At 61.3% G+C, this 12,109-nt stretch carries 10 protein-coding genes; 3 read left to right on the top strand and 7 right to left on the bottom strand.

Annotation, left to right across the window (positions count from 1 at the left end):
* Positions 1–754: 754 nt before the first annotated feature.
* Both DL240_RS03895 and DL240_RS19550 read left to right on the top strand, forming a co-directional pair.
* Entirely contained in the window at positions 755–2,956 is a 2,202-nt protein-coding gene (locus tag DL240_RS03895) for an RHS repeat domain-containing protein (RefSeq protein WP_111728534.1), read from the top strand.
* Positions 2,953–3,876, top strand: a complete 924-nt coding sequence (locus DL240_RS19550; RefSeq protein ID WP_146618083.1) for a hypothetical protein — start codon at positions 2,953–2,955, stop codon at positions 3,874–3,876. The genes DL240_RS03895 and DL240_RS19550 overlap by 4 nt, the downstream gene beginning before the upstream one ends.
* 393 nt (positions 3,877–4,269) lie before the next feature.
* On the opposite strand, the gene DL240_RS03890 is transcribed toward DL240_RS19550, so the two are convergent.
* Positions 4,270–4,413, bottom strand: coding sequence for an integrase core domain-containing protein (locus tag DL240_RS03890; protein WP_111728533.1), 144 nt, complete (start codon positions 4,411–4,413; stop codon positions 4,270–4,272).
* Between the two features lie 243 nt (positions 4,414–4,656).
* The gene (locus DL240_RS03880; protein ID WP_111728532.1) at positions 4,657–5,835 is read right to left on the bottom strand and encodes a hypothetical protein; all 1,179 of its coding nucleotides are present in this window, start codon (positions 5,833–5,835) and stop codon (positions 4,657–4,659) included.
* A gap of 447 nt (positions 5,836–6,282) precedes the next feature.
* Here DL240_RS03880 and DL240_RS03875 point away from each other — a divergent pair, with 447 nt between their 5' ends.
* Positions 6,283–6,975 carry a protein-L-isoaspartate(D-aspartate) O-methyltransferase gene (locus DL240_RS03875; RefSeq protein WP_111728531.1) on the top strand — a complete coding sequence of 231 codons (693 nt, stop codon included), beginning with the start codon at positions 6,283–6,285 and terminating at the stop codon, positions 6,973–6,975.
* Here the strand turns inward: DL240_RS03875 and DL240_RS03870 are convergent.
* Genes DL240_RS03870 through hemG form a run of 5 tightly spaced genes read right to left on the bottom strand, consistent with a single transcriptional unit; the run spans position 6,972 to position 12,104 of the window.
* Positions 6,972–7,298, bottom strand: a complete 327-nt coding sequence (locus DL240_RS03870) for a GNAT family N-acetyltransferase (protein ID WP_111728530.1) — start codon at positions 7,296–7,298, stop codon at positions 6,972–6,974. The two genes, DL240_RS03875 and DL240_RS03870, sit on opposite strands and share 4 nt — an antisense overlap.
* 28 nt (positions 7,299–7,326) lie before the next feature.
* Positions 7,327–8,613 carry a glutamate-1-semialdehyde 2,1-aminomutase gene (gene hemL, locus DL240_RS03865; protein WP_111728529.1) on the bottom strand — a complete coding sequence of 429 codons (1,287 nt, stop codon included), beginning with the start codon at positions 8,611–8,613 and terminating at the stop codon, positions 7,327–7,329.
* Positions 8,614–8,660: 47 nt separating this feature from the next.
* Positions 8,661–9,689: a ferrochelatase gene (hemH, locus tag DL240_RS03860; protein ID WP_111728528.1), complete on the bottom strand. Its 1,029-nt coding sequence runs from the start codon at positions 9,687–9,689 to the stop codon at positions 8,661–8,663.
* A 28-nt stretch (positions 9,690–9,717) separates the two neighbouring features.
* Complete coding sequence (gene hemB / locus DL240_RS03855) at positions 9,718–10,686, bottom strand: porphobilinogen synthase (RefSeq protein ID WP_199589725.1); 969 nt, start codon at positions 10,684–10,686, stop codon at positions 9,718–9,720.
* A 29-nt stretch (positions 10,687–10,715) separates the two neighbouring features.
* Positions 10,716–12,104 (bottom strand): protoporphyrinogen oxidase, encoded by a 1,389-nt coding sequence (gene hemG, locus DL240_RS03850; RefSeq protein WP_111728526.1) that lies wholly within the window; start codon positions 12,102–12,104, stop codon positions 10,716–10,718.
* Between the last annotated feature and the right edge of the window lie 5 nt (positions 12,105–12,109).

The raw sequence follows: 12,109 nt of genomic DNA, 5'->3' as shown, positions 1-12,109 counted from the left end.
GTGGAAAGAAGTCATGATTGGGGGCGATGTGCTTCCGTTCGACTTCTTTAGGTGGCGGGATAGGCGCGTCGATGTTTTGAGGGGCGATTCACAACGAAAGGTACTTCGAGCATCCGACGTGGGTGCACACCAGTTCGTAGAGAAAAGAGCTTGGGACGCTTAGCTGTGGGAAGGAAGGCTGACTCGACCTGCACCTCAAACGGTACACGGCGGTCGCGGTGAATTTCAGCGTCACAGTGGTCGAGGACTGGGTTGTCGCGGTGCCACAAGGCGAAAAACAGTCGCCGGGCTCCTGCCTTGATTGTGCTCGCAGGCCCCACGTGCGCTCGAAGCAACGCCGGCGGCGACCAGGTGAGTCGCGTCCACGAAGCCCCGGTAGTCCCACTGACTCACGCCATCTTAGTCAACCTGTTCGAGACGAAAGTGAGGTGAAAAGTGCCTGAAGAGCAGGGTGTTAATCGGTAGATCGAGGTAGGGGTATTAGAGTCATAAAGCGCATGGCGAGTCGCGCCAACTTGCGCGTGAGTAGAGACGCATGTGCGAGTGAATTCCTGGAAGGCTATGTCTGCGACAACACCACGCTGACGGGCTCTCTACTGGGGCCTTCGTGGTGGACTCGAGAAGAAACGGAGACGTCTATTACAGCTATGACGCGTTAGGACGAGTCAGTTGGGCTAGTCGGACAAGCCCGCTACATACCAACGCGGATTTCAGGCAGCTAACTGGATTCGACCGTCCGGCGACCGTGGAGCATATGTTCACCTACGATGATCTCGGTCGTGTGGACACGGAGGATATCACGATCGCGGGTGTCGTGTTTCCTTCCATTCAACGAGACTACGCCTTGCTTCCGGATAGTTCGGAGGTATCTGTGTCGTTCCCCTCTCGGGACGAACTGCGGATATATGATGGAAGAGGTCGACTGGAAACGCTGATGTCCGACGCGTTGCCAGATGCGATCGAGTTTGACTGGGCAGGAGACCTCTATACTGGGCGTGTCCAGGGGATGGGGCCTTTCAGAGAAGTGAGAAAAATTAATGATTTCGGTGAGATCATGGCGCAACTGTTTTCTGGAGCGTCAGATCAATCTTGGAAAGACCCGAACTTTACTCAAGCCTATTGCCAGGGGTTCTCGTCATGTTCATCAACTCTTATGGACGTGTCCTACAAGCGTGATGGCTCCGGGCGTGTTGATGAAAAGAATGTGGCGTATGAATTTCCAAGGTCCACGGTGCGGACGACACCGTCGTTTAATTCGCAGCGCTATACATATGATGCGAGGGGACATCTTGGGAGTTTTGTTGAAGAGCGAAATTCTGTCGGGCAGTTTCAGCGCCCAGTGTCAACGTTTGCTGTGGACTATAAGCGAGGGGTTCATGGTTCGGTCGTTGGATGGGAAACCTCTATCAATGATCAAGAGTTTAACCACGGTGCTACACGTTTTCCGGATGGAAGCGCCGAGTCTTTTCATCCGGACCCCGGTGTGGGCGCTCCGGAATACGTAAAGTACGATGATCGCGGTATGATAGCGCGGCTTGGTCGATTCGGTTTTGTTTACGACCAGTGGCATCAGCTGACTTCGGTGCAGGTAGAAGACGAAGAGTTTTCCGAAAGCTATCTCTACGACTTTGCCGGCCGGCTAGTCGCAACGATTAACCGGGACGATTCCCAGGGGGCTTCGGTTGACTTCCTGATCCTTGATGGCGAGAAGCTCGTCGAGCAGTGGCGAGGTGCAGCCAGTCAGTATGAAGGTGGTGATCAGCTTGAGCTGCGAAGCGAGTACTTCTGGGGCCCTTTGCAGCAGCAGATGGTTGCGGCACGGACCGTAGAGAGCGGCTTTAATCTGGTGTTCCCACTTACCGACGCGCTGCAGTCCATCATTGGGATTTGGAACGAAGACCAGGTCCGTATCACGGAGTACGCGGAGTATGATGCCGAAGGACGCATCAGTGTGCGTTCGCCCGATGACACGGAGGATTGTTCGCAGCGTAATCTGGTTGACGCTCCCTGCCACATGAACAGCCTGCCACACTTCGGGTTCACCGGCGCCTTCCGCTCCACCACCACGGGCCTCTATCGTTTTGGCGCCCGCTGGTACTCGCCGCGTTTCGGTCAGTTTATGGGGCCCGATCCGCTGTGGTACGTGGATTCGTTTGATGTGTACGGTTATGCGGCGTTTGATCCGGTGAATCGGTGGGATCCGAGTGGGATGGCGTCGAAGGGGATGGGGGATAGTGGTGGGAGGGGGTTATGGTCTAGGTTAGTAGATTTTTTTGGAGGTGGATCGGACTCGGAAGCTGAGGGTGAGTATGAGGAATCGCTTCCAGGAACAGATCTTCCCGGAGCGAATTTTGGTAATCCGCTTCCTCTTCGTCAAGGACCGGGTCCTAGTTATCGTCCTCCGCTCCCGTCGTCCCACAATTCAAAAGCTAAATCTCGTGTGTCTCGGCCAGAGATTAGCCGTAATGGAAATGATATTGATATTCATCTTACATTGTATTTCACATCTAATGTAGGTCGAGTTTCAGACGAAGTCATGGAACGTGTCCAGAGTGAGATTCAGAATCAATGGTCAGGTCAGTTCGGGAGGTATAGAGTCAACACGACAGTTACTGCCTTAAGAGGACAGAGAACACCGTGGGCGGCGCTCATGGGTTTCGGGCATCGAGTGATTATTACAGGGCTGACTCACAGAATTCGACGAGGAGTCACCGCGGCAGTTAGAAAGGGGGTCCTTAGGATGGGAGAACAGATACCAGCAGAAACAATGGCTCATGAAATCGGACACTTGTTTGGGCTCGGTGATAGATATGAGAAAGGTGGAGATACTTATCCAGGATGGGAAGGGAATATTATGGGGCTTCCGAATGAAGATTATAGTCGGTCGGTTTGGGAGGTGAATATTCTTAATATACTTGAGTTTCATGGGTTGACCGAGCCTGGAGACTACCAATGAGAAAAGCGATGTTGGTTAAGGGTGGTGGTTTGTTTGGCGTGTTGTTTTTGTGTCTTTTTGGTTTGGTGGTTGTTTTGTTAATGTGTGATTTTTTAGCTCGGCCAGTTGGTAGTTTGTTTGGCCTCTCTAAAGTTAATCGTGGCTTGGCTCATGAGGATTGGAAGGTGTATCCAATTGGTTGCCATGTTATACAGCTTCCAGATGAATATTCATTGATAGGTTTGTATGTAAAGGATGAGCCTGTATATTGGGTTGTAGAAAAGAGTGCGTTAACGGTTGGTGAGAACACGAATGAGCTAGTTGTTGGTTTTGATTACTTGCCTTCTGGTGAATTTTCGGTTGAGGTTTTTTATAAATCTTCATTTTTGAGTATATATGATGGTTTTAATTTTAACTTTCCCTATTTCGTTGAGTTTGCTATGGACGAGTTGGAATGGACTTTAAGTGCATATGGGTTATTTGAATATCGCGAGTTTGACCAAGATGAAATGGTTGTGCGTGAATACTACTCAGGAAAAGGCACAAAGGAAACAACAGACGCGCTAGTCCTTCGACAACCATTGCCTTTGAATGGTAAGTTTGGAGTTCTTTTTGTTGATTATCATAATGGCTTGAAAAAAGATGGGCAATTAATGAAGGAGGTTGCAAATACACTTCGCATCGATCAAAGGTTGTTTGGCGATTTGATAGATGGACATGGTGAGCTCAATTCATTTGATAGTATGCGTCTCAATTACGGAATATTTGAGGTGGGTTCTTTAAGCGTAGATGAGTATGACCAACTACCGCAGGGAATGGAACAGAGTGTTTATTGGAGTCATGAGTCAAGGTCTTGTAAAGACCTTACAAAGAGTCTGGTGGCGCCTTCTAGATATATCGCCGACTATCGAGGAGTTATAGAAATGAGGTCATATGAATGAATTCATTAGGCATGTGGGGTTGTGCAGCTTCTGGTAAATAATTGCCGTGTGAATAAGTGTATGTGTTTTGAATGTTTGCTAGGGTGAGTTGACTCCGTAATCGGGTAAGCGGCGAAGTTTTTCTATATTACGTCGTCTGTTTGTTATTTGACTCGCGTTTAATAACGTGAACCACTCGCATAAAATCAACTTCCACGTTGGAGATATCGTATAGGCAAGGGCAACGCACTGAGTTTTTCATAACGCGCCATTGCAACTTATCGGCGTGGCGGACGTACTCGCAATCGAATCGCTTCTGATTTTGACATGTTTTGACGTGGGTGTGGCCCCCGTCGGTAGATGGTTTACGCCGGAGCGTCTCAATATCATCCTGGTGCAGTGCCCCCCCATAAATCAAACCACCAAATCGCCAAACTGAGCACCATACTCAGCAGGTGATTTGTACCCGAGCGCCTGGTGGGGCCGCTCGGTGTTGTAGAACTCGACCCAGGTCTCAATCGCCTCTCGCGCCTGTGCAAAGGTCTTGAAGTTGGTCATCCAGAGGCCCCTTCCTTCAGAGAGCGGAAGACGCGCTCCATCAGCCCGCTCCGCTGCGGCGTCCAGGGTGAGTTACGCTTCGGGGTCAGGCCGTACTGGTTGGAACGCCCGGTGAGTGCCTTCGACGTGAAGGCCGTGCAATTGTCACTGCGCAGTACCTGCCGCGACTCATCATTAGCGCAGACTTTTCGTTGTCCCCGCGAAGGCGCATCTTCAGTGCTTCCGCCTTCAGTGCTTCCGCCTTCAGTGCTTCCGCCGCATACGAAACACTCCCAACATCACCAACAATATCGCGGCCAGCGACCCACCGGGGTGCCCGGCCGGCACGCTGGCGCATCCGCCCGTGTCTCCGTCGTTCGATGGGCTGGCACCCGCATCGTTGTCTCCTGCATCGTTACCCTCGCCAGTGTCGGGGCTGCTGACATCCGGAGCGCCGACGTCCGGCGAGCCTGCATCCGGTGTCCCAACATCCGGGCTTCCTGCGTCGGGCGTGTCGCCCGTCTCGCTGCAGGCTGTCGTTACGCGCTCGTTCCCCTCAAGCACGCTGCTCTCGCAGACGGCGTCTCCCGGGCAGTCCGCATCGCGGGTGCACTCCAGATCCGCGGCGTCGCCGAAGTCGCCGTGAGTGCTGTTGGCGCGAATCCGAAAATCCGCGACGCAGAAGGTCGTATCTTCGGCAAAACCGCCGTTGGCCCAGCCGAGCAGGTAGCCCTGATCCATAAAATTGCCGCGTTCCGCAAAGGAGATTTGTTCGTCCAGGGGAACGTCGGCGTAGGAGACGACCTCTTCATCGAGGTTGCCGGTGATGCGCTGACCATCCTTGAAGATCTCAAAAACTCCGAAGTCGCCCTCTTCGCGGGCCAGATCCAGGAAGATGTGGATGTCGATCCAGTCGCCCAGGCCGTCTTCGAGCAAGAGGGGCATGGTGCCCTCGTTCATGGCGTGGCCGTAGTTGGCGCCGTCTACGCCGATGTAGACCGAGGGGGAGGCGCCGCCTTCGGCCGGCCAGCTTTCGCTGGAGACGGAGATGTTAGCGTTGACCTTGCCGTAGTCTCCTGACCACAAAACGAAGTTTTTGTGGTTCCCGGAGGTGTGCACGTAGTTCGCGGGCACGAAGAGCTTGTAGGAGATCTCCAGCTGCACGGCGTCGATGGGCAGCGCGAAGCGTCGCTCGGCCCAGCCGTGGCCCGGCTCGGGATCGTCGGGGTGGTAGTCGAAGACCAGGGTGTTGCCGAAGGTGTCCGAGCCCGGGCAGGCGGCACCGTAGGTGGTTCCGGCCCCGCTCGACGCCCAGAAACCCTCCGCAAAGGGGCTCTCGAAGTCGTCGTAAAACTCCCAGTCGGGGTTGACCAGGGTGGTTTCGGCTCGGGCTGCAGCCGGGAGGAGGAGCAGCGCGGCGGCCGCGAACACCTTCGTCTTCATAACGTTCTCTCCTACGCTCACGAACTCGCCGAAACGGGAGCAGGTCAGGGGGGCAGGCGTCGGTGCTGACGCCGGGGATATTCTTCGATGGGAGATGAGCGTAGTGCGCGCGTGGAAAGGAAGACAAGGGGCAAGTCGCTGCCTCCCCCTCGTCGAAGCGTGTGGTATTTTGCCCCCCTGACAATCAAGCCACCAGGCGCTCTTGGATATCCGGGATAGTCGCCCGTCAGTCGGGGTGTGGCGGCTCTTCCGAGCGCCGCGGCACCCATCCGTCACGCTGAAGGTGGGGGGGGAAGGCGATGTCCTGTGCCAAAATGTCGCACTTTTAGAGAACCGAGGGGATGCCGGGTCGGCCGGGAGCGGGGGCGGCCGGGTTTGGAGCTCGTTGGAAGGTGTGCAGCTTTGGGCTCAAGCAGGCGACGAGGTCTCTTGAGCGGCGGAGCGGTGATGTCAGACCCCCGAGAGGAGCGCTATGAGCGAGCGCGTAAGCAGATGGTCATCGACCAGCTCTTTGCGCGGGGCATTGAGCACGAGGCGGTGCTCGAGGCCATGAGGCAGGTGCCCCGGGAGCGTTTTGTGTCCCGGCGATACCGGGACCGGGCCTACGCCGATACGGCGCTGCCGATCGGCCATGGGCAGACCATCTCTCAGCCCTACGTGGTGGCCTGGATGACGGTGCTCTTGCGGCCCCATCACGAGGACCGGGTGCTGGAGGTGGGCACCGGCTCGGGCTACCAGGCCGCGGTGCTCGCCAGGCTGGTGGCCGAGGTCTTTACCATTGAGCGAATCGACGCGGTGGCCGAAGAGGCCCGCGACACCCTGGCGGAGCTGGGCGTGGATAACGTCGCGGTGCGCAGTGGCGATGGCTCCACCGGGTGGGCCGGGGTGGCGCCCTTTGACGCGGTGCTGGTCACCGCCGGGGGCCCGGCGGTGCCCTCGCCACTGCTGGAGCAGCTGCGGGTGGGCGGGCGCCTGGTCATGCCGGTGGGGCCCGAGGGGCAGCCCCAGACCCTGGTGCGCATCACCCGGACCTCGGAGCGTCGCTACCGCCGCGAGGAGTTCGGGGAGGTGCGCTTTGTGCCCCTGATTGGCGAGGAAGGCTTTGAGACCGATTCGGGCCGCCGGGAGCCCTGGTTTTAGGGCTCGGCGTCCGGGAGGAAGGACGCATCCAGCACGTCGTGCAGCTCCGGGGTCTTGCGCAAAATGGCCCGGGCCGCCGGGCAGACCGGCACCAGCGTGAGCCCCTGCTCGCGGGCCAGGGCGCCGAGCGCTTCGAGGAGCTTGCGCGCCATGCCCTGGCCCCGCAAGGACTGGTCGACCTCGGTGTGGGTGATCCGCAGCCGGGCCTCGCCGGCCCGGTGGATGTACTCCACCCGGGCCAGGCGTTGGCCCCGACGCTCCAGAAAGATCACCCCGCGCGGGCCGTGGCGTTCATGCGAGAACTCGGGGGGCGTGGGGCTCATCGGGGCTCCGGGGCCGGCCGGCGCGTGTTTACTCGGCGAAGATCGTGGCGAGCACCGCCTCGGCGTGCTCCAGGGTCTCGTCGATGATCGCGTCGGTGTGGTGGGTGGAGAGGAAGCCGGCTTCAAATTGGCTGGGGGCCAGGTAGACGCCGCGCTTAAGCATGCCGTGGAAGAAGGCGTTGAAGCGCTCCAGGTCGCAGCCGAGCACGTCCTGATGGGTGTGGACGGGCTTGTCGGTGAAGAAGACCCCGAACATCGCGCCGGCGCGGGTCTGGGTCATCGGGTAGCCGTGCTTGTCGATGATGGCCTGCATGCCGGTGCCCAGACGCTCGCTGGTGGCTTCGAGCTGCTCGTAGACCTCGGGGGTCAGGAGCTGCAGGGTCTTGAGGCCGGCGGTCACGGCGATGGGGTTTCCGGAGAGGGTTCCGGCCTGGTAGACGGGGCCGTCCGGGGCGATGTGGCGCATCAGGTCTTCGCGTCCGCCGTAGGCGGCCAGGGGGAAGCCGCCGCCGACGACCTTGCCGAAGGTGTAGAGGTCGGCGGTGACGCCGAAGCGGGCCGCGGCGCCGCCGTAGCCCACGCGGAAGCCGGTCATCACCTCGTCGATGATGAGGACGGTGCCGTGCTTATCGCAGAGGGCGCGCAGCCCTTGGAGAAAGCCCGGGTCGGGGGGGATGCAGCCGGTGTTGCCGCAGATGGGCTCCAGGATGATGGCGGCCACCTGGTCGGGGAACCCGTCGAGGAGGGTCTCCACCGAGGCCAGGTCGTTGAACTGGGCCACCAGGGTGTCGCGGGCCGTGCCCTCGGTCACGCCCGGGGAGTTGGGGGTGCCCAGGGTGAGCGCGCCGCTGCCGGCGGCGATCAAAAAGGAGTCGGAGTGGCCGTGGTAGCAGCCGGCGAACTTGATGAATTTATCGCGGCCGGTGGCCCCGCGGGCCAGGCGAATGGCCGACATGCAGGCCTCGGTCCCGCTGTTGACCATGCGGACGACGTCGAGCCCGGGCACCCGCGCGATCATCGTCTCGGCCAGCTCGATCTCCAGCTCGGTGGGGGCGCCAAAGGAGGAGCCCCGGGCCATCGCCGCCTGGCAGGCCTCGACCACCTCGGGGTGGGCGTGGCCGATGATGGCCGGGCCCCAGGTGAGCACGTAGTCGATGTAGCGGTTGCCATCGGCGTCGTAGAGGTAGACCCCCTCGGCGCGCTCGATAAAGGGCGGGGTGCCGCCGACCGACGTGAACGCCCGCACCGGGGAGTTGACCCCGCCGGGCATGGACTGGGAGGCACGCTGTAGAAGCTGTTGGCTTTTTTCGAGCATATCGAGGTTCCTGGGAGTGAGGTGGATGGGGCCCGGGGCTCAGTCGCTTACACGCTGAGCTGCCCGTCGAGGTAGTCGGTGACGAAGCGCTCCAGAAGGTCGATCCAGGGCGTGGCGTCATTGAGGCAGGGGACCAGGTGGTATTCTTTGCCGCCGGCCTTCAAGAACTCTTCTTTGCCCTCCATGCCCAGCTCTTCGATCGTCTCCAGGCAGTCGGCGACAAAGGCTGGCGAGAAGATCACCATGCGCTTCACGCCCTGGGTGGGGAGCTCTTCGAGCACGAAGTCGGTGTAGGGCTTGAGCCAGGGGTCCCGGCCCAGGCGCGATTGGAAGGAAACCGACCACTTCTCGCGGGGGAGTCCGGCCTTTTCGGCGAGCATCCGGGCGGTGGTGAAGCACTGGTGCCGGTAGCAGAAGCTGTGGGCCGGGTGGCGGGTCTCACAGCACTTTTCCATGCGCAGGCAGTAGCAGCCGGAGGGGTCGGTGGCCTTGACCTGGCGCTCGGGGATGCCGTGGAAGCTAAAGAGCACGTGGTCGGGGTCGGTGGCCAGTGCGTCGTTGGCGCGCTCGAGCACCGCGTCGATGTACTGCGGGTCGTTGTAGAAGGGGGGCTGCACCACCAGGCGAATGTCCGGGGCGATGCGGTCCAGGGTGTCCTGGACCTTGGCCACCGCCGTCTCGTAGCTGGACATGGCGTAGTGCGGGTAGAGCGGGATCAAAAAGATCTCTTTGACCCCGCGGGCCAGCAGCGCGCGGATGCCCGATTCGGTGGAGGGGTTGCCGTAGCGCATGCCCACTTCCACCGGGATCTCCAGGCGCTCGCGCAGCAGCTCCCGCACCCGGTAGGTGATGGTGATCAGCGGGGAGCCCTCGGCGGTCCACACCTCTTTGTAGGCTTCGGCGGACTTGGGCGCGCGGGTCGGGGCGATGATCAGGTTGACCAGCGCGCTGCGCTGGATCGGGTTGATGTCGAGCACCCGGGGATCGCTTAGGAACTCGCGCAGGTAGCGCCGCACGTCGGCGGTTTCGGTGGAGTCCGGGGAGCCCAGATTGACTAGCAGAACGCCTTTACTCATGACTGCAGGCCTGAAAGTAGGAGGGTTATCAGGGGAGCTCGCCGGCCAGGTCGCGGGCGAAGTAGGTGATGATGATGTCGGCGCCGGCGCGCTTCATGGACAGGAGCTTCTCGGTGGCCAGGGCGCGCTCATCGACCCAGCCGCGGGCGGCGGCGGCTTTGACCATGGAGTACTCGCCACTGACGTTGTAGGCGGCCACCGGCAGGTCGAAATTGGCGCGGATACTGGCCACGATGTCCAGGTAAGCAAGGGCCGGTTTGACCATCAGGATGTCGGCGCCTTCTTCGACGTCGAGGGCCGCCTCGATCAGGGCTTCGCGGGCGTTGGCCGGGTCCATCTGATAGGCGCGGCGGTCGCCGGACTGGGGCGCGGAGTCGACCGCGTCGCGGAAGGGACCGTAGAAGGCCGAGGCGTACTTCACGGCGTAGCTCATCAGGGGCAGGTCGTGGTGCCCGCCGGCGTCGAGGGCCTGGCGCATGGCGCCGATCATCCCGTCGATCATGCCCGAGGGGGCCAGCATATCGGCACCGGCGCGGGCGTGGGAGAGGGTCTGGCGCTGGAGGTTGGCCAGGGTCGGGTCGTTGAGCAGGCGGCCCTCCTCGGAGAGCACCCCGCAGTGGCCGTGGTCGGTGTACTCGCAGAAGCACACGTCGGTGATCACGTAGAGCTGGGGGTAGTGCGTTTTGATGTGGCGCACCGCGCGCTGGATGATGCCGCCCTGGTCATCGAAGGCATCGGAGCCCACGGCGTCCTTGGCCTGGGGGATGCCAAAGAGGATCACCCGGGAGAGCCCGGCCTGGCAGATGGCATCGAGCTCGCGGTCCAGGGTGTCGAGGGAGTGTTGAAAGATGCCGGGCATTGAGGGGATCTCGCGGTGGATGTTGGTGCCGTGCGAGATAAAGACCGGCATGATCAGGTCGTCGCGGCGCAGGTGCGTCTCGCGGACCAGGTCGCGGATGTGTCCGTTGGCGCGAAGGCGGCGCGGGCGACGGGGCATCTCAAACGAAGTCATGGCTACCGGGGGCTTTAAGTGAGGTTGAGAAAGTCGGTGACGCGGCGGGCGTGGTGCTCGCGGGCGTCCAGGAGGGCGGGCAGGGCGACGGTGTCGCGGGTGTTGCCGGCAAAGAAGAGGCCGGGCAGGGCGTCTTCGAGGGTGTCGTAGGCGTTGAGCACCAGCTGGTGGCCGACCTCGAACTGCGGGATGGCCTTCTCCCAGCGGGAGATGTGCACAAAGTGCGGCTCGGCGCGCACGCCCAGGATACGGCGCAGGTCGAGCTTCACAAGCTCCACCACCGCCTGGTCGTCGAGCCGGGCCAGCGCCGGCTGGCGCGCGCCGCCCACGAAGGTGGTCAGGTTGACCGAGCCCCGGGGGGCGCGTTGCGGAAACATCGAGGAGGTGAAGAGGGTGCCCAGGGTGTGGAGCTCCTCCACGCGGGGGTTCAAGACGCCGAAGCCGTCCAGGGGATGGGCGACGTCCGGGCGCTTAAAGCCGGTGGCCACCAGCGTGATGGGCGCAAAGGGGACATCGACCACGCGCTGCAGGGGGGCCGGCGGCGGCGAGGCGTGCTCCCAGCGTAGATCGGCCAGCGCGTAGGGGGGCAGGGTGGAGACGAGGGCGTCGAAGGCGGCGTCGGCCGGACCGGAGCTGGTGTCGGAGAGGACCTGCCAGCCGGCGGCGGTGCGGCGCAGGCCGGTCACCGGGTGCCCCAGGTGGATCGGGCCCTCAAGGGCCGCGGCCAGCGCGTCGGTCAGGGTTTGCAGGCCGCCTGAAAACGAGAGCAGGCGTTTGGGCGCCCGGGGTGTCTCGGAGCGTGTGGTGCGCAGCTGGCGGCGCACCCCTCCGAGGAGCAGGGAGCCGGCTTCGTCTTCGAGTTCTTTAAGCACCGGGAAGGTGTGGCGCGCCGACATCTGGTGCGGGTCGCCGGCGTAGGTGCCCCCGACGAAGGGATCGAGGAGGTAATCGAGGGCCTCCGGGCCCAGGCGGCGGCGGACAAAGCCGGCCAGGGTCTCGTCGATATGGGGGCGGTCGAAGCGGGAGACAAAGGGCTCGCCCAGCAGGCGGAGCTTGGCCGCTGGCGAGAGGAGCTCGCTTTTTAAGAACTCGGCCGGCGAGGAGGGTAGCGCGAGCGCGCGACCGTAGCGCACCACGTAGCGCCGGGAGGCGCTCTCGAAGGCGTCGACGATCTGGTCGTCGAGTCCCAGCTCGCTTAGGAGCGCGGCCACCCCGGCGCTGCGCTGCAGCAGGGTGTGGGGGCCATGCTCCACCACAAAGCCCTCGCGCTCGCTGGAGCGCAGCGGGCCGCCCACGTGCTCGCGGGCCTCAAAGAGGGTGACGCGCAGTCCGGCTTTCTCCAGCGCGTAGGCGATGGAGAGTCCGGAGATGCCCGCCCCCAGAATGGCGATGTGTTTGCTCATCGCGC

Source organism: Lujinxingia litoralis, assembly GCF_003260125.1.
GTDB lineage: Bacteria > Myxococcota_A > Bradymonadia > Bradymonadales > Bradymonadaceae > Lujinxingia > Lujinxingia litoralis.
Note: the sequence above shows the minus strand (reverse complement) of the source record. Positions and strands in the feature narration are given on the sequence as shown.

What these genes read in the sequence shown, in the direction of transcription:
- DL240_RS03895 (WP_111728534.1), top strand. Translation starts at nt 755, where the DNA reads ATGTTCACCTACGATGATCTCGGTCGTGTGGACACGGAGGATATCACG.
- DL240_RS19550 (WP_146618083.1), top strand. Translation starts at nt 2,953, where the DNA reads ATGAGAAAAGCGATGTTGGTTAAGGGTGGTGGTTTGTTTGGCGTGTTG.
- DL240_RS03890 (WP_111728533.1), bottom strand. Translation starts at nt 4,413, where the DNA reads ATGACCAACTTCAAGACCTTTGCACAGGCGCGAGAGGCGATTGAGACC.
- DL240_RS03880 (WP_111728532.1), bottom strand. Translation starts at nt 5,835, where the DNA reads ATGAAGACGAAGGTGTTCGCGGCCGCCGCGCTGCTCCTCCTCCCGGCT.
- DL240_RS03875 (WP_111728531.1), top strand. Translation starts at nt 6,283, where the DNA reads ATGTCAGACCCCCGAGAGGAGCGCTATGAGCGAGCGCGTAAGCAGATG.
- DL240_RS03870 (WP_111728530.1), bottom strand. Translation starts at nt 7,298, where the DNA reads ATGAGCCCCACGCCCCCCGAGTTCTCGCATGAACGCCACGGCCCGCGC.
- hemL (WP_111728529.1), bottom strand. Translation starts at nt 8,613, where the DNA reads ATGCTCGAAAAAAGCCAACAGCTTCTACAGCGTGCCTCCCAGTCCATG.
- hemH (WP_111728528.1), bottom strand. Translation starts at nt 9,689, where the DNA reads ATGAGTAAAGGCGTTCTGCTAGTCAATCTGGGCTCCCCGGACTCCACC.
- hemB (WP_199589725.1), bottom strand. Translation starts at nt 10,686, where the DNA reads ATGCCCCGTCGCCCGCGCCGCCTTCGCGCCAACGGACACATCCGCGAC.
- hemG (WP_111728526.1), bottom strand. Translation starts at nt 12,104, where the DNA reads ATGAGCAAACACATCGCCATTCTGGGGGCGGGCATCTCCGGACTCTCC.